The organism is Janthinobacterium sp. 67 (assembly GCF_002797895.1).
In the GTDB taxonomy this organism is placed as follows: domain Bacteria; phylum Pseudomonadota; class Gammaproteobacteria; order Burkholderiales; family Burkholderiaceae_D; genus Janthinobacterium.
The window spans coordinates 3,134,195-3,159,998 of sequence record NZ_PGES01000001.1 but is presented as its reverse complement, the minus strand read 5'-3'; the positions used below and the strand labels follow the sequence as shown (position 1 = coordinate 3,159,998).

Genomic DNA, 25,804 nt, shown 5'->3' with positions numbered 1-25,804 from the left:
GCTTATTTCAGCAAAGGGACAATTTGTGCCAGCATGGACGAGGCCGGATCAGGGCCCAGGCAGTCGATGACGATGCGTTCCGGCATAGCCCGTAACCAGGTCAGCTGGCGCTTGGCCAGCTGGCGCGTGGCGATGATGCCCGTCTCGCGCAAGGCGGCGCGGTCGATGCGGCCATCGAGGTAGTCCCAGGCCTGGCGGTAGCCCACGCAGCGCATCGACGGCAAACCCGGGTGCAGGTCGCCGCGCCGGCGCAACCCATCCACTTCATCGAGCAGGGCGTCGTCTTTCAGCATCAGGTCGAAGCGCGTGGCGATGCGCGCATGCAGCACGGCGCGGTCCGACGGTTCCAGCGCGAACGATTGCAACCGGAACGGCAGCACGGTCTTTTCGCGCCGGGCCAGCAGGGCCGACATGGGCTGGCCGGACAGGGCAATGATTTCCAGCGCGCGGCCGATGCGCTGCGCGTCCTGCGGCGCCAGGCGCGCGGCCGTGACGGGGTCTTGCTGCGCCAGGCGCGCATGCATGGCGGGCCAGCCGATGGCGGCCGCGTCTTCTTCCAGTTGGGCGCGCAAGGCAGGATCAGCGCCGGGCAAGTCGTCGAGGCCATCGGCCAGGCCCTTGAAGTACAGCATGGTGCCGCCGACGAGCAGCGGCAGCTTGCCGCGCGCGGAGATTTCGCTCACCAGGCGCAGGGTGTCGTTGCGGAACTGCGCCACGGAATAGGCGTCGAGCGGGTCGATGATGTCGATCAGATGATGCGGTACGGCGGCCAGTTCTTCCTTCGACGGCTTGGCCGTGCCGATATCCATGCCCCGGTAGACGAGGGCGGAATCGACGGAAATGATCTCCGACGGGATCGCTTGCGCGATGGCCAGCGCACTGGCCGTCTTGCCGCTGGCCGTGGGGCCCATGATGGCGACGGCCAGGGGGAGGTGTGGAGTGTTTGTCATGGTGCTCTATGTTTTGTGTGATGCACACCCCAACGTCAAAATACCGGGGTCGGACCCTGAGGGTCCGACCCCAGCCCTTGCCGTTGGGGTTGGAATTATTGGCCGCGCAGGAACAGTTTGTCGAGCGCGTTGATCTCGACCTGCACCCAGGTCGGCCGGCCATGGTTGCACTGGTCGGCCCGTTCCGTGCTCTCCATCTGGCGCAGCAGGGCGTTCATTTCCTGTATCGACAAGATCCGGTTGGCGCGCACGGCCGTGTGGCAGGCCAGGGTGCCCAGCAATTCGTTCTGGCGCTCGATCAGCACGCGCGAGCCGCCGTATTCGCGTACGTCGCGCAGCACGTCGCGCGCCAGGGTTTGCGCGTCCGCGTTTTTCAGCAGGGTCGGCACGCTGCGCACGGCCAGGGTGGTGGGCGACAGGGCGGCGATGTCGAAGCCCAGCGCTTTCAAGGTCTCCTGGTTTTCATTCGCCGTCGACACTTCGATGGCGTCCGCATAGAAGGTGACGGGGATCAGCAACGATTGTACCTGCATGTCCTGGCCCGACACTTGCGCCTGCAGCGCGTTTTTCAGCTGCTCGTACAGGATGCGCTCGTGCGCCGCGTGCATGTCGACCAGCACCAGGCCCTTGGTGTTCTGGGCCAGGATGTAGATGCCGTGCAGCTGGGCCAGGGCAAAACCCAGCGGATACTCTTCGCGCGCCATCGCTTCGGGCGAGGCGATATACGGTTCCACCTGCGTGATCGGCGAGTTGGCGGCACCTGCGCCGCCGCCGAACAGGGCGCCATAGGCCGCCGTGTCCTGGGCTACGCCCGGCGCGTCGGCAAAGAAGGGACGGGCCGCGCCGGGCGAGGCGGGCGCAAAGGTGTTCGTGAATTGCGCGCCGAACGAGGTCTGCGTCTGCTCGCGGCGCCAGATGCCGGGGCCACCCAAGCCCGCGCCCGCCGTATCGCCGCTCAGGCTGGAAGCGGCCGGCAGGGGGGCAGGCACGCTGCCGAAGGCCGTGGCCGACGTCTGCGCCAGCGCGCGCTGCACGGCGTGGAAGACGAACTGGTGTACGGAACGGCTGTCGCGGAAGCGCACTTCGATCTTCGACGGGTGCACGTTGACGTCGACCAGGGCCGGGTCGAGGTCGAGCGCCAGCACGTACGATGGAAAACGGTCGCCATGCAGCACGTCCTGGTAGGCCATGCGCACGGCGTGCACGAGCAGCTTGTCGCGCACGAAGCGTCCGTTGACATAAAAGAACTGGCCATCGGCGCGCGCCTTCGATGCCGTCGGCAAGCCGGCAAAGCCGTGGATGCGCAGGCTGCCGGCCGACTCGTCCAGCGCCAGACGCGCTTCGGCGAAGTCGTTGCCGAGGATGTGGGCGCTGCGCTTGGCCAGCTCGCTGATATTCCACTGGTCGATGGTGCGGCCATTGTGCGACAGCGAGAACGACACGTCCGGGCGCGCCAGCGCGATGCGGCGCACGACTTCGGCGCAGTGGCCGTATTCCGTCTGCTCCGATTTGAGGAATTTGCGCCGCGCGGGCGTGTTGAAATACAGGTCTTGCACGTCGACCGTGGTGCCGTGCGCGCCCGACGACGGCGAGACGCTGCCATTGTGCGAGCCGACGATTTCCCACGCATGGGCCGCATCCATCGTGCGCGAGGTCACGGTGACGGCGGCCACCGAGGCGATGGACGCCAGCGCCTCGCCGCGAAAGCCCAGCGTGCCCACGTTTTCCAGGTCGTGCAGCGAGGCGATCTTCGACGTGGCGTGACGCGCCAGGGCCAGCGGCAGCTGATCCTTGTCGATGCCGCGGCCGTTGTCGGTAATCGCGATGCGTTTCACGCCCCCTTCTTCCAGCCGCACCGTGATCTGCGTGGCGCCCGAGTCGAGCGCGTTTTCCAGCAGTTCCTTGACGACGGCGGACGGCCGCTCGACCACCTCGCCGGCGGCGATTTGCGAAATCAGCTGGTCAGGCAAGGCCTGGATAGGGCGGTGGGGCGTGATGGGAGCGTTCATGCGCTGATTATAACGGGTTCGCAAGTGGAGGCGCTGCTGTGCTGATGCCCGAAACCCAAACGAAGGCCGGGGTCGTACCCTGAGGGTACGACCCCAGAACTTGCCTTTCGGGTTGCTTTATTTCCCCACCTCCCGCACCGGTATCGGCGCATTGCACACGTCGACGTGGCCGGCCGTGACCTTGCTCCACGGGCCGCCGCGGTGGCGCTGGGCTTCCAGCACGGCCTGGTAGGCTGCGCTGTCGGTGCGCATCACTTCCAGGTTCGCACGCTGTTCGGGAGGCACGCTGGCGGCCAGGCGGATGGCCTTGATCGGCACGTTGTTCTCGGGGCTGTCATAAAAGCCCATGGGGCCCGTTCCGCGTGGCAGGGTGGACAGCAATGGCATGCCGGAGACGACCCTGCCGACGACGGTGATGTCGCGGTCCAGGTGGCGCGGCGACTGGCCGATGACGGCGTACAGCTCCGTGCCGCCGCCGCTGTCGCTGGCGCTGTCGCGGCCCACGCCCACGGTGGCATAGCAATGCGTGAGCCAGGCCGTGCCCGTTTTCGGATCGCGCGCGGATGGGAAACCGTTCGAATGGCCCACTTGCGGCGCATAGCCGTCGGCGTCCGGCAGGCGCGTGAAGCTCTTGACGTTTTTCAGCGGTACCGTGAATTCGCCGGGCAGGGTGCGCTGCGCATGCTGGATCGGCTTGGGATTTTTCTCGTTCGGATCGCCCCACTGTGCCACCCAGTTGTCCTGCGCGCGCGTGATGGCCAGGCCGTCGTAATACTGTTCCGCCACCAGGGCCTTGATGTTGGCCACGTGTTTCGGCGCGAAGTCCGGCGCCAGTTCGATCACCACGCGGCCGGCGGGAATGTCCAGGTACAGTGTGTTGTCCGGGTCCAGCGGGCGCCAGTCGGACGGCTTCGAGGCCTTGATCACGTCGGCCAAGGTCGCTTTGGCGGGCAATTCGGCGGGTGCCTTGATCTGGACGGGCGCCGCGTGGGCAGCCAGCTGTGCAAGGCCCAGTACGGTGGCCATGGTCAGGCCGCTCAGTGGGTGTCGATACATGTTTTCTCCTGGTCGGCGCGGGTTGCGCCGTGCGGAAAGTGTATACCGGAATGGCAATATTTCGTTGGAAAAACATTGCCGATGGCAATCCTGGCACTTGCCTGCCGATATGGCTTTTCCTTAACCTTTACTTAAATTGCCACACGCGCAAGGGCGCCGCATAATTAATGCAGAAATATCGGCCCGGGGACTGCCGTTGCGCTGGCCGGGTGGTGTATGATTCCGCCGCTACCTTTAGGGAAAAATATATGGATTTTGTGCAATTCCTCGACATGATCGTGCATGTCGACAAGACGCTGGGTCTCTTGATCGAGCAGTACGGTACCCTCGTGTATGCGGTGCTGTTTGCCATTATTTTTTGCGAGACAGGCCTCGTGGTGCTGTTTTTCTTCCCTGGGGATACCTTGCTGTTTATCGCCGGCGCGTTTTGCGCGACGGGACAGATGCACCTGGGCTTGCTGATCGCCTTGCTGGTGACGGCCGCCGTCACGGGGAACACGCTCAATTACTGGATAGGCGAGGCCATCGGGCAAAGGGTGTTTACCCACGATTACCGCTGGATCAACAAGGACGCCATGCGCCGCACGCATGAATTCTTTGAAAAGCACGGCGGCAAGACCATCATCCTGGCCCGCTTCGTGCCGGTGGTGCGCACCTTCGCCCCGTTCGTGGCCGGCATTTCCGACATGACGCATACGCGCTTCCAGATGTACAACGTGACGGGCGCCCTGTTGTGGGTGGTCGGTCTGGTGACGGCCGGCTACTTCTTCGGCAATATCCCGTGGATCCGCGACCACCTGACCTTGATCGTGCTGATCGGTGTCGGCGCCGCCGTCGTGCCGGTGGTGCTGGGCGGCTTGTGGAAACTCTACAAGCGCATGGTCGGCAAGTCGGCGTAATTGCTGCAAAGATCCAGGGCAAGCATGCTGCGGCGCCGTCCGCAGCTGGCCCTGGATCCCGTTTTCTCTTCGCTACTTCTGTTTTGCTCCTGCCCTGATTCAAGTTTTGTTGCTTTCCAGCCGTAAACCAGAGGGTATTCTCACTTTCTGGATTTCCATGCGACATTTGAGCGCCCTGTTAGCTTGCAGCCTTGCCGCGATGGCGGCCATGGCAAGCGCCAAAGATGCCCCCGCCCCGGCGAGCGCCACCGCATCCGCGCCCATGTCGGCGTCGGCGCGCGCGGCCGCCATGAAAACCCTGACCGAATCGGTGAAGGGCAAGGAGGCCAAGACGCCTGTCGTCGTCGCGCCCACGGCGCGCGAGAAGGAAGAAGCGGCCGAAGTCGACCTGTCCGAACGCATCGCCGCGCGCCTGGCGGAAATGCGCGCCACCCAGGCGGCCCGCGCCGCCGCCCGCGCCAAGCGCGCCGCCGTGGTGAAGGCCGCGCCGCCGCCACCGCCGCCCGTGCCGCGCGGCACGCACTGGTCGTACGAGGGCGACAGCGGCCCGGCCAACTGGAGCAAGATCAATGTCGATTGGGGCAAGTGCGGCAATGGCAACCGCCAGTCGCCGATCGATATCCGCGATGGCATGAAGGTGGAACTCGAGCAGATCAGCTTTGACTACCATCCGTCGTCATTCAACGTGGTCGACAATGGCCACACGGTGCAGGTGGGTGTGAGCGGCGGCAATTACATCACGGTGCAGAACCGCATGTTCGAGCTGCAGCAATTCCATTTCCACCGTCCGTCCGAAGAGCGCATCAATGGCAAGGCGTTCGAGATGGTGGTGCACCTCGTGCACCGCGACGCGGAAGGGCGGCAAGCCGTGCTGGCGCTGCTGCTGGAACGCGGTGCGCCGCAAGCGACCATCCAGACCGTGTGGAACAACCTGCCGCTGGAAAAATTCGAGACCATGCAGCCGACCATTCTGCTCGACCCGGCCGAGATGCTGCCGGCGCGGCGCGATTACTACACCTACATGGGATCGATGACGGAGCCGCCTTGCAGCGAAGGCGTGCTGTGGATGGTGATGAAGCAGCCGGTGCAGGCGTCGCCGGCGCAGATGGCGCTGTTCAGCCGTTTGTATCCCCTGAATGCGCGCCCGATCCAGCCGGGCAATGGACGCATCATCAAGGAATCAAATTAAATAAATGACAGCTGCTGGCGCCCGGTCCATTCGGCACCGGCGGCCAGCAGGTCGGGCTGGATCAGGGCCGGCTCGATGCAGATGAAGCGCGGCTGCTCGCCGTCGGCCAGGTCGGGCAGGGCGGCCGCGTCTTGCGCGCCCGGGTTCCACACGACGGCGTCCGTAAAGCCCTGCTGCTCCAGGCGCAAGGTATGGCCGCCAGACTGCAGGCTCAAGGCGCCCGGCAGCTGGTAGTAGATGCGGTCAAGCTTGTCCGAAAATTGCAGTACTTCTTCCGCCTGCAAGGCATCTTGCGGCGTCTCGTCCGAATAGCGCACGCGCTGCAAGCCCTTGATGCGCGCTTCGCTCAAATCATCGATCGCAAAATACGTATGCAGGGCCGCCGAGAACGGAAACGCCTGCTCGCCCGTGTTGTGAACGGACAGGTCCAGCTCCAGCGCCTGCGCCTTGACGGCCACGCGCAGGCGCAGGGTGAAGGCCCACGGCCAGCTGGCGGCGATCGCTTCCGGCAAATCGGCCTGGGTCAGGACAAATTGCGCCCATGCGGCGCCATCGGCTTCGCCCGTCGAGTCCAGCTGCCACGTCGCCACGCGCGCAAAGCCGTGGCGCATGCCCGTGCCGCGCGCGCCGAACTGGGGGAAGATCACGGGCACGCCGCCGCGGATGGCGCGGCTGCCGTCGAGACTCGATGCGCTGCTGCAGAACAGGCGCTCCTGGCCATCGCTGGTTTGCCACGACACCAGGTGGCCGCCGTACAGGGTAACGGTCGCCTGCGCGCCGTCGGCGGCGCGGATGGTCACGGCTGGCAGCTGGCCAAAGATACTCTCGCTCATGCTAGGCTTTCATGTCAGGTCAGGCGGCTTTTCGCCAGCGGCGGATTCTTGGCAAAGTAATTCTTGATGCCCGTGACGATGGCGTCGGCCATCTGGTCCTGGTAGCCGTTGTCGGTCAGCTTGGCTTCTTCTTCCGGGTTCGAAATGAAGGCCGTCTCGATCAGGATGGAAGGGATGTCGGGCGCTTTGAGCACGGCGAAGCCGGCCTGCTCGACGGAACCCTTGTGCAGGCGGTTGATGCCGCCGATTTCACGCAGTACGGCCTTGCCCAGCTTCATGCTGTCATTGATCTGCGCCGTCGTCGACAAATCGAGCAGCACGCTGGCCAGCTGCTTGTCGTGGTTCTTCACGTTCACGCCGCCGATCAGGTCGGCCTGGTTTTCCTTGTTGGCCAGCCAGCGCGCGGCCGTCGAGGTGGCGCCCTTTTCGGACAGCACGAAGACGGACGAGCCGCGCGCCGTCGGCTGGATGAAGGCGTCGGCGTGGATGGAGACGAACAGGTCGGCCTGCACCTTGCGCGCCTTTTCCACGCGCATGCCCAGCGGGACGAAGAAGTCGGCGTCGCGCGTGAGCATGACGCGCATGTTCGGCTGCAATTCCAGCTTGGTCTTGAGGCGCTTGGCGATGGCCAGCACCACGTCTTTTTCGCGGCTGCCCCGGCTGCCCATGGCGCCCGGGTCTTCGCCGCCGTGGCCGGGATCGAGGGCGATGGTAATCATGCGCACCACTTTCTGGCCCGGCTGTGGACGCGCTTCGGGGCGCTGTTCCGGGCGCACGTCGGGCACGGGCGGCACGACCGGCGTTACCGGCGCGACGGCCACGGGCGGCTTGCCGCTCTCGGGCAGGGGCAGCGCGGGCGGCGGCGTATGCGTGTCGGCCATGGGCGGCTTGGCCGGGTCGCTCGACCAGTCGCCCTTTTCGATCATCTGCGCGATCAGGTCCGGTTCGCGCACGGGATACAGGTCGAAGATCAACCGGTGGTTGTAGGAGCCGGCCGGCGGCAGGGTAAACAGCTGCGGCGTGACTTCCTCTTTCAGGTCGAAGACCAGGCGCACGACGTTGGGCCGGTTCTGGCCCACGCGCACCTGCTTGATGTACGGGTCGTTCGACTGGATCTTCGCCACCAGGCCCTTCAAGGTGGGATTGAGTTCCAGGCCTTCGATGTCGACCACCAGGCGTTCCGGGTCCTTGACGATGAAGTGGGTCGCCTTGAGGATGCTGTCGTTTTCCAGGGTGACGCGCGTATAGTCTTCGGCCGGCCAGACGCGCACGGCGAGAATTTGCGCCGCCATCGCCGACATGGGCGCGAACACGGACAACAGCAGGGTGCCGCCGGCCTTGAGGACCGTGCGCCGGGTGATGGGCGAGGAGATCAAAGGTTCGGGGCGAATTTGAGACGGTGAAGGCATGACAGACCCAATTCAGAAGACGCTTGCAATTCTACATCACGTCCTGTACCCGCAACGTTCAAATAAATATTCAGGTCGGCCGGCGGCAGCACCGGTTCGGCTTTTTCCGGCCATTCGACGATGCAGATATTGCGGCCGTCGAAGTCTTCGCGAAAGCCCGCGTCGAGGAATTCCTCGGCGCTGCCCATGCGGTACAGGTCGAAATGGATGACGTTGACGCTCTGGCCGTCGAGCCGCACCGTGTACGGTTCGGACAGGGTGTAGGTGGGGCTTTTCACGTGGCCCGCATGGCCGGCCGCGTGCAGCAGGGCGCGCGTGAGGGCCGTCTTGCCGGCGCCCAGGTCGCCGTGCAGGTAGATCGCCAGGCCCGGCGCCAGCGCGCGCGCCAGCGCGGCGCCCAGCGCGGCGGTGCCGGCTTCGTCGTGGAGGTGGGCTTTGAAGTGTTCGGTCATTATCTTCGGTATCGCATAAAATGGAGGCTGCTCTCATTGTAACCGCCCGCGCGCCTCTCGTTTTCCGTAAAGTCCCCTATGTCCGCCACCGTCACCGATCTCGCCGTCCTGGCGCGCACCATCAAGGGATGGGGGCGCGAGCTGGGTTTTGCCGAGGTGCGCATCGCCGACGTCGACCTGTCGCACATGGAGGCGCCCCTGCAAGCCTGGCTAGCTGCAGGGTATCACGGCGAAATGGATTACATGGCCAGCCACGGCATGAAGCGCGCGCGCCCGGCCGAACTGGTGCCGGGCACGGTGCGCGCCATCAGCGCGCGCATGAATTATCTGCCGCCCGCGCTGGGGCCGGACTGGCGCGAACGCGAGGCGGCGCGCGATGCCGACCCTGAAGCGGCCGTGATCTCCGTGTACGCGCGGGGCCGCGATTATCACAAGGTGATGCGTTCGCGCCTGCAGCAGCTGGCCGACCGCATCAAGGGCGAGATCGGTGACTTCGGCTACCGCGTCTTCAGCGATTCGGCGCCCGTGATGGAAGTGGAGCTGGCGCAAAAAGGGGGCTTGGGCTGGCGCGGCAAGCACACCTTGCTCATCAACCGCCAGGGCGGCTCCTTCTTTTTCCTCGGCGAGATCCTCATCGACGTGCCGTTGCCCGTCGATCCGCCGGAAACGCCGCGCTGCGGCCAGTGCTCGGCGTGCATCACGGTGTGCCCGACGCAAGCCATCCTGGGGCCGTACCAGCTCGACGCGCGCCGCTGCATCTCGTATCTGACGATCGAATTGAAGGGCGCCATTCCCGTCGAGATGCGCCCCCTGATCGGCAACAAGGTGTACGGCTGCGACGATTGCCAGACCGTCTGCCCGTGGAACAAGTTCGCCCAGCGCGCCGTCGTGCCGGACTTCGACGAGCGCCACAGCCTGGGCAGCGTTGGCATGGTGGAGCTGTTCGCCTGGACGGAAGAGGAATTCAACCGCCGCATGGAAGGCAGCGCGATCCGCCGCATCGGCCACGAGCGCTGGCTGCGCAACCTGGCCGTCGGCATGGGCAACGCGGCCACGAAGGCGAAGGGCCAGGCCGACATCGTCGCGGCCCTGCTGTCGCGCCGCGAGCATCCATCGGCCATCGTGCGCGAACACGTCGAATGGGCGCTGGCCTTGCACGGCGTCGCCTAGACTTCGCCTACACCTGCTTGAGGCGCAGGGCAGACCAATCCGCGTCGATGGCAACCATCGCCACGCTGTCGAGTCCTATTGTTTGTGCAAAGTCGCGGATATCGTCGCGATGGATGTCGCTGCCCGCCTTGATTCCCCCCTTGCGGTACGCCACCCAGACGGCGCCGCCGGGCGCCAGGCGCGCCTGTGCCACCGGCAGGAACTGCTCCAGTTCCGCGCGGCTGCGCGCGAACAGCAGTATCCAGTCCGCGCGCTCTGCTTCACTCACTCGCCGCTCGGCCGGCAGCTGCGCCAGCAATTCCCCGTGTTCGCCGCCGTCATTGAGCACGGCCAGGGCCTTGGCATTTTTCACATACATTTTTTCAGCAACGGTTTTTTCAGGCATGGCATCGGCGTGTGAATAGGGAAAAGACGAGCATAACAAATTTCTCCTTGACTTATCGATATATCGTTATAAAATGGCGATACCTACTAACGATATATCTTTAAAGAGAAAACATGAGAAACTCACACCACGCAGAACACGGCCACGGCGGCCATCATCATCACGGCCATTGCGGCCAGCATCACCACCACCATGGCGAACACCGCCACGAATACGCCATGCACGGCCGCGGTCCGCGCGGCTTCGACGAGCGCGGTGATGGCATGGGCGGCATGGGCGGTGGTCCTGGCGGGCGCGGTGGGCGCGGCGAACGGGCCGAACGCGTCTTCGGCCGCGGCGACCTGCCGCTGATCGTGCTGGCGCTGATCGAAATCAGCCCCCGCCACGGCTATGAAATCATCAAGGCCATCGAAGAGCGTTGCGGCGGCGCCTACGCCCCCAGCCCGGGCGCCGTGTATCCGACCCTGACCTTGCTGGAAGAGCAGGATCACGTCACGTCTTCCGAAAGCGCCAGCGGCAAGAAGCTCTACACGATCACGGACCTGGGCCGCGCGTATCTGGACGAGAACCGCGCCCAGGTCGACGGCATCCTGGCCCGCCTCGACATGTTTGCCCGCGTCCAGGCGCGCAAGGCCTTGCCAGAGCGCGTGCACCAGGCCATGCACACCCTCAAGCATGCGCTGCTGCTGAACAAGACCAATTGGAGCGACGCGGAAGCCGAGCGCGTCTCCGCCGTGCTGGAACAGGCGGCCAACGCCATCGTCGATGGTCACTGAGCCCACTTTACAAGGACACCCAATGACTACTGTATCAACAACAGCACCACGCCCGCACGCCATCGAGCGCGTGCGGCATGACTTGAAACTGCGCGTGCTCACCGTCGTGCGCACCGAGCAGATCACGCCGCACATGCGCCGCATCACCCTGGCCGGCGACGACCTGGACGGCTTTGTCTCGCCGGCGCACGACGACCACGTGAAACTGTTCTTCCCCGCGCCGGGGCAGGCCGCCCCCGTATTTCCCGTGCTGGGCAATGGCGCCAATCCCATCGAGTATGCCGAGGGCGCGCGCCCCATCGCCCGCAACTACACGCCGCGCCGCTACGACGCCGCGCGGCGCGAGCTGGAAATCGACTTCGTGCTGCATGGCGACGGCCCCGCGGCCAGCTGGGCGGCGCAAGCCGCGCCCGGCCAGACCTTGGGCGTGGGCGGACCGCGCGGCTCCATGCTGGTGCCGCTTGATTTCGACTGGTATGTGCTGGTGGGCGACCAGACGGCCTTGCCGGCCATCGCCCGCCGCCTGGAGCAGTTGCCGGCCACGGCGCGGGCCATTGCCGTGATCGAGATCGTCGAAGACGGCGAGCAGATCGCGCTCGATTGCGCGGCGCAGCTGGACGTGCGCTGGGTGGCGCGCAATGGCCGCAAGGGGCCGCTGCTGCTGGAAGCGCTGCGTCAGGTCACGCTGCCGTCAGACGGCGACGGCTATGTGTGGGTGGCGTGCGAGCATGCGCAGGTGCAGGGCTTGCGCGGGCATTTCATTGAGGCCGGGGTGCCGAAGCAGCATCTGCATGTGGCCAGCTACTGGAAGCATGGGGCGGCCGAGCATCATGAACACCATGATGAGTGATAGGGGGTGGCGTCGGCTTACGCGCTTTGCGCTAACCCGACCTACGCCGGACCTGCATTGCGCAGCATGGCGTAGGTTGGATTAGCGGCGCGTGAGCGCCGCGTAATCCAACATCACCGCTGGCGGCACGGGGGTGAAAGAGCGCCACGGGCATGATGCTGCGTGACGCCGCAGGTGGTGTCGGGTTACGCGCTTTGCGCTAACCCGACCTACGACTGGGGTCGGACCCTCAGGGATTCGGCATCCCCGTCCGACCCCGGCGTCAAGAACTAGGGTTTCAGGTCTACTTCAACAATCCCGCCAGCTCCACCGCCGTCTTGACCTGCATCTTGTCGAAGATATGCGCGCGGTGGACTTCCACGGTGCGCATGCTGATGCCCAGCTTGTCGGCCACCACCTTGTTCATCTTGCCCGCCAAAATCAGGTCCAGCACTTCGCGTTCGCGCGTCGACAGGGTTGCCAGGCGCGCGTGCACGGCGGCCAGTTCGCCTGCCTGGCGCGAGTTGGCCAAGCCTTGCTGTACCCGGTCCATCAGGTCGTTGTCGTTGAACGGTTTTTCAAAGAAATCGAAGGCGCCCCGTTTCAGGCTGTCGACGGCCATCGGCACGTCGCCGTGGCCGGTGAGAAAAATCACGGGCAGGCGCGCCGTCAGGTCGCGCTTGACCAGCTGGTCGAACAGGGCGATGCCGTTCATGTCGGGCATGCGCACGTCGAGCAGCACGCAGTCGCCGGCGGCGTCGAAGCTGCCATCGAGGCTATCGAGAAATTGCTGGGCGCTCGCGTAGTTGCGCGATTCGATGCTGCGCGAGGCGGCCAGCCAGGACAGGGAGTCGCGTACGACCTCTTCGTCGTCGATGATGTGTAGCATGAAGTCTCCGGCTTGTCGTTATGCGTTATTAGTTAGTGCGGCGCGCTTGGCGCGGCCGGCACGCTGAATGTAAAGATGGTACCGCCGGCGGGGTTGGCGCCGAAGGTCAGCGCGCCGCCGTGAAATTCGATGGCGGTGCGGCAGATGTTCAGGCCCATGCCCATGCCTTCGGACTTGGTCGAGAAAAACGGCGAAAACAGCCGCTCGGCCACGTCCTGCGGGATGCCATGGCCATGATCGATCACGTCCACCGTCACCATGCCCTGCTGCGCGTCATGGCTGGCCCGCAGGCGCATGATACGCCGTCCCGGCGCCGCGTCCTGCATGGCCTCGATGGCGTTGCGCGTCAGGTTCAGCAGCACTTGCTCGATCATCACGGGATCGGCGCGCAGCAGCGGCAGGTCCGGCGGCAGCTCTTCCTGGATGGTGACATAGTATTTGCGCGCCTGCAGGTCGATCAGCGCGCGGATGCCGTCGATCAGCGTGCGGATGGCGATATCCTGGCGCTGCGGCTCGCTCTTGCGCACGAAATCGTGCACGCTGCGGATGATCTGGCCGGCCCGCTGCGCCTGCGCGCTGGCCTGTTCCAGCGCCGGCTTCAAAGTGCCCGGATCGACGGGGGCGTCATGCTCGATGGCGCGGCGGATCAAATTCAGGGCGCCCGTCGTGTAGCTGGAAATGGCCGCCAGCGGCTGGTTCAATTCGTGCGCGAGCATCGACGCCAGTTCGCCCATGGTGGCCAGGCGCGAGCTCGTTTGCAGCTTTTCCTGCTGCTGGCGATTCAGTTCCTCGACCCGTTTGCGGTCCGAGATGTCGAGCACGGATCCCATCCAGCCCGTCTGTTGGCCGTTCTTGTCCACCAAGGGCGCTTCGAAGATCAGCACGGGCACGCGCGTGCCATCCGGGCGCTGGAAATAGGTTTCGAACTGCGGCGTGGGATTGCCGGCCAGGGCCTTGACGAAGCGCTGCTGGTATTCCTCCAGCGCCTCGGGCACCCAGTAGGGCATGGGCGGCAAACGGCCCAGGATTTCCTCGGGCGGATAGCCGACGATCTGGCAAAACGCGGGATTGACGTAGGTGACTCTGCCTTCCAGGTCGCGCGCGCGCATGCCCGTCACCAGCGAGTTTTCCATCGCCGTGCGAAACAGCATCTGCTGGCGCAGCGCGCCTTCGGCCACCAGGCGGCGCGAAATATGCCGCCACAAGGCCAGCAAGCTCCACAGCAAGCCCAGCGACAGGGCGATGACGGAGCCGACCAGCAGATTGGGCAGCAGCTTGGGCTGGCTTTTCACGCTGTCGGTAAACAGGGTGATGCTGGCGCCGGGCACGTCGAGCGCGCGCTTGTGCGTGTACACGCCGTGACCGGGGCCGGCGGCGGCACGTCGCGCCAGCACCTTGTCGTCGCGGTCGATCAGCGAAATCTGGTTATCCTGGGCGAACCACCACGGCACCATTTCATCGAGCAGGCTGCTGATCTGGTAGGTGGCCACCAGGCTGCCGACATAGCGCTGGCCATCGAACAGGGGCTGGTGGTAATCCATCAGCATGGCGCCCGGCGGCGCATCGGGAAAGCCCGTCTGCTGCGAAGGCTGGGCGTACTGGCCCCGGTGCAAGCGGCGCGCATTGTCGGCCGCCGTCAGCGAGGCCGGCGCAAACGACAGCGCATGCGGCAGGCTGTTGTCGCTGGTGGCCAGCACCTTGCCGCTGGTGTCGAGCCACAGCACGCGCTGCAGTTCGCGGCCATTGCGCAACATCTGCTGCAGCCGTTCGTGCACTTTTTCCGCCGACAGGGAGCCGCTGGCGATGTCCACGCCCAGGTTGAACAGGCTTTCCTCGTTGCGCGCCAGCTGGAAGCGGATGGTCTGTTCCACCCACAGGGTATCGGCGATCAGCTGCTCCTGGCGCTCGTTGCTTTCCATCTGGCGCGCCTGCCACGGCAGCCAGAACAGGATGGAGAGGAACAGCAGCAGCAGGATGACGGGCAGCAGCCAGCGCATCGGGCTCGATAGCTTGAAGCGGCGCGCAAGGGTGGGGGGAGTCGGCATGGCTGGCAGGGTAGCGGCTTATCGGGAACCGGCTATTGTGGTTAACCACAATAGCCGCGGCAGTTTCTTTGGCACAATATCCAAATAGACAAATAATAAAGTTTTTTTAAAAACCATTCAGGAGACAAAAATGCAACTGCCACCAATGAAAACCCTGTTCGTCGCGCTGTGCGCCGCCATCGGCGCCACCGCCGGCGTCCACGCTTACGCGCAAGCGCCCATCGTCATCAAGTTCAGCCACGTCGTGGCGACCGACACGCCGAAAGGCCAGGCCGCCGAGCGCTTCAAGCAGCTGGCCGAAAAAGCCACGAACGGCAAGGTCAAGGTCGAACTGTACCCGAACAGCCAGCTGTACAAGGACAAGGAAGAACTCGAGGCGCTGCAGCTGGGCGCCGTGCAGATGCTGGCGCCCTCGCTGGCCAAGTTCGGCCCGCTGGGCGTGAAGGAATTCGAAGCCTTCGACCTGCCCTACATCTTCCCCACCAAGACGGCGCTGTACAACGTCACCGAAGGCGAAATCGGCAAGAGCCTGCTAAAGAAACTGGAACCCAAGGGTATCACGGGCCTGGCCTACTGGGACAACGGCTTCAAGGTGATGTCGGCCAACAAGCCGCTGCACATGCCGGCCGACTTCAAGGGCCTGAAAATGCGCATCCAGTCGTCGAAGGTACTCGACGCGCAGATGCGCGCGCTGGGCGCCAATCCGCAGGTGCTGGCCTTCTCGGAAGTGTATCAGGCGCTGCAGACGGGCGTGGTCGACGGCACGGAAAATCCGCCATCGAATATGTACACGCAAAAGATGCATGAAGTGCAAAAGCACGTGACCGTGTCGAACCACGGCTACCTGGGCTATGCCGTCATCGTCAACAAGAAATTCTGGGATGGCTTGCCGCCCGATATCCGCACGCAGCTGGAAAAAGCCATGCGCGAGGCGACCACGTTTGAAAAAGCCATCGCCCAGCGCGACAACGACCAGGCCCTCGACGCCATCAAGAAAGCGGGCAAGACGCAGATCTATACCCTGACGGTGCAGGAACAGGCCGAGTGGCGCAAGGCGCTGGCGCCCGTGCAGAAGGCCATGGAAGGGCGCATCGGCAAGGATCTGATCTCGGCCATCAACAAGGAAAGCGCGAAGTAAGCAGCTGCTGTGGCGCGCCGCCTGGCGCGCCAGGCAGGGCCTCCCTGCCACTGGCTTGAATGACTCCTGCGCGTCCTGCGCCGGAGTCCGTGTACCCGCATTCTTTGAAAGTCCACCATGAAATTTCTGGATCACCTGGAAGAGTGGCTGATCGCGTCCCTGATGGGCGCGGCCACCTTCATCATTTTTGTCGCGGTCGTGCACCGCTACCTGGCGGGCCTGCCGATACCGGGCCTGCAAGACTTCCTGATTCAAATCAATACCAGCTGGGCCCAGGAACTGTGCATCTACATGTTCGTCTGGATGGCCAAGTTCGGCGCCGCGTATGGCGTGCGCACGGGCATCCACGTGGGCGTCGACGTGCTGATCAACCGCATGAACCCGCGCTGGCGCGACCGCTTCATCGTCTTCGGCCTGGCCGCCGGCGCCCTGTTTACGGGCATAGTGGGGACCCTGGGCGCCAGCTTCGTGTGGTCGATCGGCCACACGGACCAGACCTCGGCCGACATGGAAATTCCCATGTGGCTCGTCTACCTGGCCGTGCCGCTCGGCTCCTACCTGATGTGCTTCCGCTTCCTGCAAGTGATGGTGCATTTCATCAGGACGGGCGCCTTGCCCAAGCATGACCACTCGCACGTCGAGGGCCTGGAAGAGGAATTGACGGCGGAAGAAAAAGGAGCCAAGGCATGAACGCGCTGATTATTTTTGTATTGCTGCTGGCGCTGATGCTGACCGGCATGCCGATCTCCATTTCGCTGGGCCTGACGGTACTGACGTTCCTGTTTACCATGACCAGCGTGCCCATCGAATCGGTGGCCCTGAAGATTTTCACGGGCATCGAGAAATTCGAAATCATGGCCATCCCCTTCTTCATTTTGGCCGGTAACTTCCTCACGCATGGCGGGGTGGCGCGGCGCATGATCAACTTCGCCAGCTCGATGGTCGGTCACTGGCATGGCGGCCTGGCGCTGGCCGGCGTGATGGCGTGCGCGCTGTTTGCGGCCGTCTCCGGTTCCAGCCCCGCCACCGTGGTGGCCATCGGCTCCATCATCCTGCCGGCCATGGTCAAGCAGGGCTATCCGCGCGGTTTCGGCGCCGGCGTCATCACCACTTCGGGCGCGCTGGGCATTTTGATACCGCCGTCGATCGTGATGGTGATGTATTCCGTCAGCACGAACACCTCGGTGGGAAAACTGTTCATGGCGGGCGTGATTCCCGGCCTGATGCTGGCCATGCTGCTGGGCCTGACCACGTGGTTTTTGGCGCGCAAGAACAACTATCCGCGCATGCAGAAGGCCAGCTGGAAGGAACGCTTCGTCACGTTCAAGAAAAGCGCCTGGGGCTTGCTGCTGATCGTCATCGTCATGGGCGGCATTTATTCGGGCGCCTTCACCCCGACGGAAGCGGCCGCCATGGCCGCCGTGTACGCCTTTTACATCGCCGTTTTCGTCTACAAGGACTTGAAGATCAAGCAGGTGGGCAAGGTCTTGCTCGATTCGGCCGCCATGTCGGCGATGCTGCTGTACATCATCACCAACGCCGTGCTGTTCTCGTTCTTGATGACCAGTGAAAACATCCCGCAAGCGATGGCCGAATGGATCACGGGCAAGGGTCTGGGCGTGATCAGCTTCCTGCTGGTGGTCAACGTGCTGCTGCTGGTGGCAGGTAACGTCATGGAGCCGTCGTCCATCGTGCTCATCATGGCGCCCATCCTGTTCCCCGTCGCCATGAAGCTGGGTATCGATCCCGTGCACTTCGGCATCCTGATCGTGGTCAATATGGAGGTCGGCATGTGCCATCCACCCGTGGGCCTGAACCTGTACGTGGCGTCCGGGATCACCAAGATGGGCATCTCGGAGCTGACCGTGGCCGTGATGCCATGGCTGCTGACGATGCTGGGCTTCCTGGCCCTGATCACCTACGTACCACAAATCTCGCTGTGGCTGCCAAATTTAATTTACAACTAAAACAGTTGTCCCCGTCATGGTGCAAAAAAAGTCGATACGGCCGAATAAATGCGCTATGATGGGCAGCCTTAAGGGGAAACACGTATATGCATATGCGCCCCGGTAGCAAGGCTGAAATACAGAATTGGCAACAAGGTTAGTGGGGGAGTGGTCTATAAGAACGGTATTGATACCGGGGATATATTGAGGAGACACACGTTTCACAGAAGTTGTTGAGTCATAGCTGTCTGCGGCCACAAGCCGGCACCGGCGGACCCAAACGACCGGGAACGTGAAGCAATATTTGAAGCGCACCGGCTGGTGCGCTTTTTTTTCGTGCGCAGGAAACGTCCGCCGGCACGCCCAAAGTCGGTGCATAATTCCCATGGCGCCGTTTCCGGGGCCGGCAGGTTGTATATTTGCCACACTTGAACAATGATCAGCAGATGAAAAAACAACAGGGCAGCGAGCTGTTCACGGCCATCGTGGCCGCGCCGTTTGGCGCCATGGGCGTGCGCGCGCACGATGGCCAGATATGCGAACTGGTCTACCTGCCGCCGCATTTTGCCGAAAAAGACGCGCTCGATGCCGTCTCCGAGCGGGCCTGCCAGCAACTGGCGCGTTATTTCCGCGATCCCGATCATGTCTTCGACCTGCCGCTGGCCACGCTGGGCAGCGCCTACCAGCAACGGGTGTGGGCGGCGATCAGCGGCATTGCGCGCGGCCAGGTGCGCACCTATGGCGACGTGGCGCGCCTGATCGGCTCGGCGCCGCGCGCCGTGGGCCAGGCCTGCGGCGCCAACTGGTTTCCCGTGGTGATCCCCTGCCACCGGGTCACGGCCGCTGGCGGCCTGGGCGGCTTTGCCCATCACGACGACGCGACGGGATTTCATTTGGGCGTCAAGCGCTGGCTGCTGGCGCATGAGGGCGTGGCGGCTTACCTATGATGAACAGCCTGCTGGCGCCCGACAACGCCACCCTGATCGATGAATTCTGCGACAGCCTGTGGCTGGAAGACGGCTTGTCGAAGAACTCGCTCGACGCCTACCGGCGCGACATGCGGCTGTTTGCGCGCTGGCTGGAAGTGGCGCGGCCCGGGCGCGAAGGCCTGTACGAAGTATCGACGGCCGACATCGAGGCGTATTTCGCCGCCCGCCACGACGAGAGCAAGGCGACGTCGTCGAACCGGCGCCTGTCCGTGCTCAAGCGGTTTTACCAGCTGGCCCTGCGGCACAAGCATATCGCGGCCGACCCGTGCCTGAAGATGGTGTCGGCCAAGCAGCCCGCGCGCTTCGTGCATACCTTGAGCGAAGCGCAGGTGGAAGCGCTGCTGGCGGCGCCCGACGTGAGCACGCCGCTGGGGCTGCGCGAGCGCACCATGCTCGAACTCATGTATGCAAGCGGCTTGCGCGTGTCGGAGCTGGTGGACTTGCAATCCGTGGAATTGAGCCTCAACGATGGCGTGCTGCGCATCACGGGCAAGGGCAGCAAGACGCGGCTGGTGCCGTTCGGCGAGCAGGCGCGGCTGTGGATCGAGCGTTACCTGAAGGAAGCGCGCGGCATCATCCTCGACGGGCAGATGGACGACGCGCTGTTCGTCACGCGGCGCGGCGGCGCCATGACGCGGCAAATGTTCTGGGTCATCATCAAGAAGCACGCGCTGAGCGCCGGCATCACGGCGCCGCTGTCGCCGCACACCCTGCGCCATGCGTTCGCCACCCACTTGCTCAACCATGGCGCCGACTTGCGTGTCGTGCAATTGCTGCTGGGGCACTCCGATATTTCCACCACCCAGATTTACACGCATGTGGCCCGCGAACGGCTGAAACTGCTGCACGCGCAGCATCATCCACGCGGCTAAACATTTGGTGTTTGCTCCAACTGCGTCATAATGTGTCTTATGTGCTTATCTGTAACATTTAAAAACTAAAGAGGTAGTAAATGGCCAAGACAAATTTCCAATACGAAAAACGGCAAAAAGAGCTGGAAAAGAAGAAGAAAGCCGAGGAAAAAGCCAGGCGCAAGCTGGAAGCGAAAAACAATCCGAAGCCGGCCGAAGGCGAAGAGGGTGCCGAGGGTGCGGAAAGTGATGAGCCGGAAGCGGACGATGCCGACGACGCCGGCGACGCGCCTGCCCAGCCCCAGTAATTCCCCGTTCTTGACGACCGGTGCGGCATCCTCGCCGCGCCGGTAACTCCTCGTTCTACTTTCTCCCCGCTACAAGCTCGGCCGCTGGCCGATCGCCAGTTGCAGCTGCGTGCTGGCGATGGCCGCATCGGCGCGCGCCTGCACATAGCCCTGGTAGGCCTCATCGGCCGAACGCTGCGCCGCCAGCCATTCCAGCAGCGACGCATTGCCGCTGAAGTAGGACAGGCGCATGCCATCGACCACCTTTTGCGCATCGACCAGCACGCCGTCGCGGTAGCGCGCCAGCCTGTCCTGCGCCGCACGCAGTTGCCGCTGCGCCGTGCGCACCTGCGTTTCCGCCGTCAGCTCCGCCTGGCGCAGGGCCAGCATCGCCTGCGTGACACTTGCTTCCGCCTGCACGACGTCGCCCTTGTCGCGCCGCGACAGGGGAATGGGGATGGCCAGCGAGATGGACAGTGCGCGCGAGCGGGGCGAACCGTCGACGGGGCTGCCGCTGGCGTCAAAGCCCTCATGGTAGCCGCGCGCGGCGGCCAGGCCCACGGTGACGGTCGGGTCGATGGCGCGGTTGGCACGCACGAGCGCCGCGCCGTCGCGCAGATGGTCGACGGTGGCGCGGGCGATGCGTACGTCGCTGCGGGCCTCGAGCGCCTGCGGCACCAGCGCGCTGGCATCGCTGTTTTCATATGCGGCGAAGTCGCAGGCCAGCTGCGCGTCCGGAAACAGCGCGTCGAACTGGCGCCCCAGCGGCGGCGACAAATTCAACATGGCGCTGTCCGCCTCGCTGCGCGCCTGCGCCAGCTCGGCCTGGAACTGGTCGCGTTCCACGCGCGACTGCAGCAGCTCGATGCCGCCCACGTCGCCCGCCTTGCGCCGCACGGCGTTCGCCTCGACCACTTTTGACAGGGCCGCCATGGTCTGCTCCTTGCGCGCGAGGACGTCGCGCGTGCGGCACGCTTGCGTGAACGCGGCGGCGGCGGTCCCATACAGCTCGCTCCTGAAGCCGGCAACCGTTTCCTCGGCCAGCGCGACATTGCTGTGCGCCGCTTTTAACCGCGCGGCGCGCTTGCCGCCCGTCTCGATGGCCATGCTGATGGCCGGGTTCCACGTGACGGGACGGTGCTCGACGCTGCGCACGGTTTCGCGCGTCGCGCCCAAGGTGAACTCGGGATCGGGACGCAGGCCGGCGATGCCGATGCCGGCCTTGGCCGAGGTGATGTCTTCCTGCTGCGCCTGCAATTCCAGGCTGTGGCTTTCCACGGCGGACAGGTAGGTGTCAAAGCTCAAGGGCGCGGCCACGGCACCGGGCGCGATCAGCCAGGCCGCCAGCAGCAGATTAAAACGTGTCATGGGTCTCTCCTTCGGTATGCGTCTGGCGTTTTTGCAGGTGCGCCTCGATCAGGTAGTACAGGGCCGGCAACAGCAGCAGGGTCAGTGCCGTCGCCGTCACCAGGCCGCCCACGACGACGGTCGCCAGCGGACGCTGCACGTCGCTGCCCAGGCCCGTCGCCAGCATGGCCGGCGTCAAGCCCAGGGCGGCCACGGTGGCCGTCATCAGCACGGGGCGCATGCGGTCGCGCGCGCCTTCGAGCACGGCGTCGCGCAGGCTCTTGCCTTCCTCGCTGCGCAAGCGGTTGATCTGCGCCAGCATCAGCACGGCATTCAGGACGGCCACGCCGAACAGGGCGATGAAGCCGACGGCGCTCGACACGTTCAAGGTCATGCCGCGCAGGTGCAGCGCGGCCAGGCCGCCCAGCATGGCCAGCGGCACTGCCAGCAAGACCAGCGCGGGCTGGCGCAGGTTGCGGAACTGGCCAAACAGCAGCAAAAACATGGCACCCAGGGTCATCGGCAGTATCAGCGCCAAACGGCTTTGCGCGCGCTGCAGGTTCTCGAACTGGCCGCCCCATTCGACGCTGATGCGCTGGTGCTCGCTGGCCACGGCTTGCGCCACCAGCGGACGCGCCTCGGCCAGGAAGCCGGCCAGGTCGCGTCCGCGGGCGTTGAGGCGCACGATGATGTGGCGCCGTCCCATTTCGCGCACGATCACGCTTTCGCCCGAGGTGGTGCTGATGGTGGCCACCTGCGCCAGCGGGATCCTCGCGCCGTTGGCGGCGTTGAGCATCAAATTGGCGATGGCGTCGGGGCTGGAACGCAGGGCCGGCGGGAAGCGCACGGCGATGTCGTAGCTTTTCTCGCCCACGTAGACCTGGCCGACGGGCGCGCCGCCGATGCCGGTGGAAATCAGGTCGGCCACGTCGGCCGCGTTGATGCCGTAGCGGGCCGCCTTGGCGCGGTCCAGTTCCACCTTCAGGTTGGGCAGGGGCGGCTCCACGTCCACGGCCACGTCGGAAGCACCGGGGACGCCTTTCAAGACGCGTGCCACCTTGCCGGCGATGGCGCGCACTTCATCGAGGTCGCTGCCGAAGATTTTCACCGTCAGGTCGCTGTGCGCGCCCGACAATTTATCCTGCACGCCGTCGATCATCGGCTGCATGAAGGCCACGCTGATGCCAGGCATGCGGGCGAAGCGTTCGTGCATCTTGGCGATCAATTGTTGCTTGCTCATGCCCGACTTCCAGCTTTTGTACGGATGCAGTCCCACGCTCGCTTCGATGTGCGATGGCGTCCAGTAATCGGTGCCGTCGTCGTTGCGCCCCGTCTGCGTGACGATGGTCGACACTTCCGGAAATTCCAGCGCGGCGCGGCGCAGTTCGCTGGCCATTTCGGACGCCTTGTCCAGGGTGATCCCGGGCGGCATCTGCACTTGCAGCCACAAGGAACCTTCATCGAGGTACGGTAAAAAATCGCGCCCGATGCTGGCGCCCAGGATGGCAAGCGCCGCGAGCGATCCTGCGCACACCATCGCCACCCAGCGCTTCCTGCCCACCATGCGTTCGAGGAAGCGGCCATACGCGCCCGCCAGAGCGTCCAGCGCGCGGTTGTGCGGCATGCGGCGCGGCTTGCGCAAGGCCAGCCAGGCCAGGCTGGGGATCAGCACGAGCGCCACCACGAGCGCGCCCACGAGCGCCGCGCCGACCGCATACGCCATGGGCGAGAACAGCTTGTATTCGATGCGCTGGAAGGCGAACAGGGGCAGGTAGGCGGCGATGATGACGGCCATGCCGAACATGATGGGTCGCGCCACTTGCAGGGTCGCGTCGACGGCGTCCTGCAGGGTGAGGGGACGTTCCTGCTCCCGTTCGCGGCGGCGCAGCATGTTTTCCAGCACCACGACGGAACCGTCGACGAGGATGCCGAAGTCGATCGCCCCCAAGGACAGCAAATTGGCGGGAATCTTAAAATGGTGCATGAAGATGAAGGCGATCAGCAGGGCCAGCGGGATCGTCAGCGCGACGATGGCGGCCGCGCGCGGGCTGCCCAGATACAGCAGCAGCACGAGGGCGACCAGCAGCATGCCTTCACCCAAGGTAAATCCCACCGTGTGCAGGGTGGCGTCGATCAGCGAGCTGCGGTCCAGGTAGGGCACGACCTTGACGTCCTTCGGCAGCACGTGGGCGTTCAAGTCGTCCACGGCCGCATGGATGCCGGCCAGCGCTTCGGACGGGTTGAAATCCTTGAGCAGCAGGGTGATGCCTTCGATGGTGTCGGGGTTGTCATCCTTGCCGAGGATGCCGCGCCGCTCCACGTTACCGTAGGCGAGCTTGCCCAGGTCTTTTACCAGTACGGGCACGCCGTCCTTGCTGCTGACGACGACGTTGCCCATGTCGGCTAGCGAATGGAGCAAACCCACGCCGCGCACCACGTACGATTGCTGACCGCGGTCGATGACGCTGCCGCCGCCGCTGATGTTGTTGGCGTTGATGGCGTCCTTGACCTGCGCCAGCGAGAAGCCGTAGCTGTCCAGTTTTGCGGGGTCGAGTTCCAGCATGAATTGCGTCGTCAGGCCGCCGAAATTGCTCACGTCGGCCACGCCGCGCACCTGCTGCAGGCGCGGGATCACGGTCCAGAACTGCAGCTCGGACAGTTCGCGCAGGGAGCGCGTTGTCGATTCCAGCGTATAGCGGTAGATCTCGCCCGTGGGCGACGTATAGGGATCGAGTCCCGGCTTGGCGTCGTAGGGCAGGTTCACGCTGGCCAGGCGCTCCTGCAGCCGTTCGCGCGTGAAGTAGCCGTCGCTGCCATCCTCGAACACCACCGTGATCAAGGACAGCGCGAACAGGCTGCGCGTGCGCAGCACGTGCATGCCCGGTGTGCCGAGCAGGGCGCGCTCGAGGGGGATCGTGATCTGCTGCTCGATTTCCTCGGCGCCCAGGCCCGGCACCTGCGTGACGATCTGCGAGGTGACGTCGGCGATATCGGGATAGGCCTCGATGGGCAGCTGCTTCCAGCAATACACGCCATAGGCGGCGACGAACAGCAGCACGAGCCAGACGATGCCGCGCCGCTGGCAGCAGGTGGCGATGACACGGTCAATCATTGAGCAGCACTCCTTCCTTGACGACGATGCGTTCGCCAGCCTTCAGGCCCGAGACGATTTCCACTTGCCCGTCGTGGCTGGCGCCCACTTCCACCGTGCGCGGCGTGAACACCAGCGGGCTGCGCTCGACCATCACGCGCGTCGATGGCCCGCTTTGCAGCACGGCGGCGGCCGGCACGAGGAGGGCGCGGCGGCTGGCGCCGGCGAATCCCGCGTGGGCGAACATGCCCGGCTTGAAGGCGCCGGCGCGGTTGTCGATGGCCACTCTTGCCTTTACCGTGCGCGTCTCGGGATCGAGCACGGCGCCCACGTAGGCGACCTTGCCCTCGAAAGCCTTGCCGGGCCAGGCATCGACCGTGATGCGGGTCGTCTGGCCCACGGCCACCTGGGCCAGGTCCTTTTCGGCGACATTCGCCGACAGCCACACGGTGGACAGATCTGCCACCGTCATGACGGGCGCGTTGATATCGTTCCAGTAGCCGCCCTGGGCGCCTTCCATGGCGATCACGGTGCCCGCGATGGGCGAACGCAGCACGTAATCGCGTCGGGCGCGGCGTGTGCCGCGCGCGTCGGCGCCGTACTGGGCCAGCTTGTCGGCGCTGGCCCGGGCGTCGCTGCCGGCCTGGTCGTAGGCCGCCTGGGCCGCTTCGTACTCCTTGCGCGCGGCGATTTCCGCTTCGAACAGGGTTTTCTGACGCTCGAGTTCCTGGCGCGCCTGCAGCAGGGCGGAGCGCGCCTTGCTGTCGTCCGCGTAGGCGGCGCTCAGTTCCGCCGAATCGAGCGTGAACAGCGGGTCGCCCGCCTTCACGCTGTCGCCCAGTGAACGCTGCAAGCGCGTGATGCGCCCGGCCAGCGGCGGCGTGATTTTCACCAGTTTTTCCGGCATGGCCTCGATGCTGCCGGGCGCCTGCGTCTGCGTGGCGATCTCCTGTTCCTGCACGGCGGCGATCTGCAGGCGCTGGCGCAGCGGCGACATCTTGTCGACGGCGATGCTGCCGTCGTCCAGGTGCATGGCCTGGACGGGCGGCGTGGCCGCCGGCACAGGCTTGGCGCAGCCGGCCAGGGCCGAGCAGGCGAGAGCGAGGGCGCAGCTGGCGCCCAGGGCGTTGCGGGTGGTCGTGTTCATCCCTTGTTTCCTTGTTATTGATGGTGATGGGGCATGCGTGGATGCCGTGCCCAGGCGGGCGGTCAGAGGGGGCGCGGGCAGTATCAGTACAGCGCCGGAAAAGCATAGCAATGTGCT

At 64.8% G+C, this 25,804-nt stretch carries 23 protein-coding genes; 11 read left to right on the top strand and 12 right to left on the bottom strand.

Features of this window, described 5'->3' with window-relative positions:
• Positions 1-2: 2 nt before the first annotated feature.
• The 3 genes from miaA to CLU90_RS14160 all read right to left on the bottom strand — a co-directional run bounded on the left by miaA (position 3) and on the right by CLU90_RS14160 (position 4,015).
• A complete protein-coding gene (miaA, locus tag CLU90_RS14170; protein WP_100428221.1) occupies positions 3-950 on the bottom strand; it encodes a tRNA (adenosine(37)-N6)-dimethylallyltransferase MiaA in 948 nt (315 codons plus the stop codon).
• A 95-nt stretch (positions 951-1,045) separates the two neighbouring features.
• The gene (mutL, locus tag CLU90_RS14165) at positions 1,046-2,959 is read right to left on the bottom strand and encodes a DNA mismatch repair endonuclease MutL (protein ID WP_100428220.1); all 1,914 of its coding nucleotides are present in this window, start codon (positions 2,957-2,959) and stop codon (positions 1,046-1,048) included.
• A gap of 117 nt (positions 2,960-3,076) precedes the next feature.
• Complete coding sequence (locus tag CLU90_RS14160; RefSeq protein ID WP_100428219.1) at positions 3,077-4,015, bottom strand: peptidylprolyl isomerase; 939 nt, start codon at positions 4,013-4,015, stop codon at positions 3,077-3,079.
• Between the two features lie 248 nt (positions 4,016-4,263).
• Here CLU90_RS14160 and CLU90_RS14155 point away from each other — a divergent pair, with 248 nt between their 5' ends.
• Both CLU90_RS14155 and CLU90_RS14150 read left to right on the top strand, forming a co-directional pair.
• Positions 4,264-4,914, top strand: coding sequence for a VTT domain-containing protein (locus tag CLU90_RS14155; RefSeq protein ID WP_086136992.1), 651 nt, complete (start codon positions 4,264-4,266; stop codon positions 4,912-4,914).
• 208 nt (positions 4,915-5,122) lie between these two features.
• Entirely contained in the window at positions 5,123-6,103 is a 981-nt protein-coding gene (locus CLU90_RS14150) for a carbonic anhydrase (RefSeq protein ID WP_232731201.1), read from the top strand.
• On the opposite strand, the gene CLU90_RS14145 is transcribed toward CLU90_RS14150, so the two are convergent.
• Genes CLU90_RS14145 through tsaE form a run of 3 tightly spaced genes read right to left on the bottom strand, consistent with a single transcriptional unit; the run spans position 6,100 to position 8,797 of the window.
• Positions 6,100-6,936, bottom strand: a complete 837-nt coding sequence (locus CLU90_RS14145; RefSeq protein WP_100428218.1) for a D-hexose-6-phosphate mutarotase — start codon at positions 6,934-6,936, stop codon at positions 6,100-6,102. The two genes, CLU90_RS14150 and CLU90_RS14145, sit on opposite strands and share 4 nt — an antisense overlap.
• Before the next feature lie 14 nt (positions 6,937-6,950).
• On the bottom strand, positions 6,951-8,345 hold the full coding sequence (locus CLU90_RS14140; protein ID WP_100428217.1) for an N-acetylmuramoyl-L-alanine amidase: 1,395 nt from the start codon (positions 8,343-8,345) through the stop codon (positions 6,951-6,953).
• Positions 8,309-8,797, bottom strand: a complete 489-nt coding sequence (tsaE, locus tag CLU90_RS14135) for a tRNA (adenosine(37)-N6)-threonylcarbamoyltransferase complex ATPase subunit type 1 TsaE (protein WP_092714150.1) — start codon at positions 8,795-8,797, stop codon at positions 8,309-8,311. Before tsaE ends, CLU90_RS14140 begins: the two co-directional genes overlap by 37 nt.
• 78 nt (positions 8,798-8,875) lie before the next feature.
• Between tsaE and queG the strand changes: the two genes are divergently transcribed.
• Positions 8,876-9,967, top strand: a complete 1,092-nt coding sequence (gene queG, locus CLU90_RS14130; protein ID WP_100428216.1) for a tRNA epoxyqueuosine(34) reductase QueG — start codon at positions 8,876-8,878, stop codon at positions 9,965-9,967.
• 7 nt (positions 9,968-9,974) lie between these two features.
• On the opposite strand, the gene CLU90_RS14125 is transcribed toward queG, so the two are convergent.
• Positions 9,975-10,352, bottom strand: coding sequence for a DUF3052 family protein (locus CLU90_RS14125; protein ID WP_092714146.1), 378 nt, complete (start codon positions 10,350-10,352; stop codon positions 9,975-9,977).
• Between the two features lie 218 nt (positions 10,353-10,570).
• Here CLU90_RS14125 and CLU90_RS14120 point away from each other — a divergent pair, with 218 nt between their 5' ends.
• Both CLU90_RS14120 and CLU90_RS14115 read left to right on the top strand, forming a co-directional pair.
• Positions 10,571-11,128 carry a PadR family transcriptional regulator gene (locus tag CLU90_RS14120; RefSeq protein ID WP_232731200.1) on the top strand — a complete coding sequence of 186 codons (558 nt, stop codon included), beginning with the start codon at positions 10,571-10,573 and terminating at the stop codon, positions 11,126-11,128.
• A 22-nt stretch (positions 11,129-11,150) separates the two neighbouring features.
• Positions 11,151-11,978 carry a siderophore-interacting protein gene (locus tag CLU90_RS14115; RefSeq protein WP_100428215.1) on the top strand — a complete coding sequence of 276 codons (828 nt, stop codon included), beginning with the start codon at positions 11,151-11,153 and terminating at the stop codon, positions 11,976-11,978.
• Between the two features lie 283 nt (positions 11,979-12,261).
• Here the strand turns inward: CLU90_RS14115 and CLU90_RS14110 are convergent, their stop codons facing one another.
• Both CLU90_RS14110 and CLU90_RS14105 read right to left on the bottom strand, forming a co-directional pair.
• Complete coding sequence (locus tag CLU90_RS14110; RefSeq protein WP_099401532.1) at positions 12,262-12,846, bottom strand: response regulator transcription factor; 585 nt, start codon at positions 12,844-12,846, stop codon at positions 12,262-12,264.
• Between the two features lie 32 nt (positions 12,847-12,878).
• Positions 12,879-14,891: a sensor histidine kinase gene (locus CLU90_RS14105; protein WP_232731199.1), complete on the bottom strand. Its 2,013-nt coding sequence runs from the start codon at positions 14,889-14,891 to the stop codon at positions 12,879-12,881.
• A gap of 145 nt (positions 14,892-15,036) precedes the next feature.
• Between CLU90_RS14105 and CLU90_RS14100 the strand changes: the two genes are divergently transcribed.
• The 6 genes from CLU90_RS14100 to CLU90_RS14075 all read left to right on the top strand — a co-directional run bounded on the left by CLU90_RS14100 (position 15,037) and on the right by CLU90_RS14075 (position 20,123).
• Positions 15,037-16,029 carry a TRAP transporter substrate-binding protein gene (locus tag CLU90_RS14100; RefSeq protein WP_100428213.1) on the top strand — a complete coding sequence of 331 codons (993 nt, stop codon included), beginning with the start codon at positions 15,037-15,039 and terminating at the stop codon, positions 16,027-16,029.
• A gap of 117 nt (positions 16,030-16,146) precedes the next feature.
• A complete protein-coding gene (locus CLU90_RS14095) occupies positions 16,147-16,719 on the top strand; it encodes a TRAP transporter small permease (RefSeq protein WP_100428212.1) in 573 nt (190 codons plus the stop codon).
• Complete coding sequence (locus CLU90_RS14090; RefSeq protein WP_092714132.1) at positions 16,716-17,996, top strand: TRAP transporter large permease; 1,281 nt, start codon at positions 16,716-16,718, stop codon at positions 17,994-17,996. The genes CLU90_RS14095 and CLU90_RS14090 overlap by 4 nt, the downstream gene beginning before the upstream one ends.
• Before the next feature lie 425 nt (positions 17,997-18,421).
• Entirely contained in the window at positions 18,422-18,922 is a 501-nt protein-coding gene (locus tag CLU90_RS14085; protein WP_100428211.1) for a methylated-DNA--[protein]-cysteine S-methyltransferase, read from the top strand.
• On the top strand, positions 18,919-19,836 hold the full coding sequence (gene xerD, locus CLU90_RS14080; RefSeq protein WP_442906700.1) for a site-specific tyrosine recombinase XerD: 918 nt from the start codon (positions 18,919-18,921) through the stop codon (positions 19,834-19,836). Before CLU90_RS14085 ends, xerD begins: the two co-directional genes overlap by 4 nt.
• An 80-nt stretch (positions 19,837-19,916) precedes the next feature.
• Positions 19,917-20,123 (top strand): hypothetical protein, encoded by a 207-nt coding sequence (locus tag CLU90_RS14075; RefSeq protein ID WP_092714130.1) that lies wholly within the window; start codon positions 19,917-19,919, stop codon positions 20,121-20,123.
• 69 nt (positions 20,124-20,192) lie between these two features.
• Here CLU90_RS14075 and CLU90_RS14070 read toward each other — a convergent pair whose 3' ends face one another.
• Genes CLU90_RS14070 through CLU90_RS14060 form a run of 3 tightly spaced genes read right to left on the bottom strand, consistent with a single transcriptional unit; the run spans position 20,193 to position 25,687 of the window.
• On the bottom strand, positions 20,193-21,470 hold the full coding sequence (locus CLU90_RS14070) for a TolC family protein (protein WP_100428210.1): 1,278 nt from the start codon (positions 21,468-21,470) through the stop codon (positions 20,193-20,195).
• On the bottom strand, positions 21,457-24,561 hold the full coding sequence (locus CLU90_RS14065) for an efflux RND transporter permease subunit (RefSeq protein ID WP_100428209.1): 3,105 nt from the start codon (positions 24,559-24,561) through the stop codon (positions 21,457-21,459). The genes CLU90_RS14070 and CLU90_RS14065 overlap by 14 nt, the downstream gene beginning before the upstream one ends.
• Positions 24,554-25,687 carry an efflux RND transporter periplasmic adaptor subunit gene (locus CLU90_RS14060; RefSeq protein WP_100428208.1) on the bottom strand — a complete coding sequence of 378 codons (1,134 nt, stop codon included), beginning with the start codon at positions 25,685-25,687 and terminating at the stop codon, positions 24,554-24,556. Before CLU90_RS14060 ends, CLU90_RS14065 begins: the two co-directional genes overlap by 8 nt.
• Between the last annotated feature and the right edge of the window lie 117 nt (positions 25,688-25,804).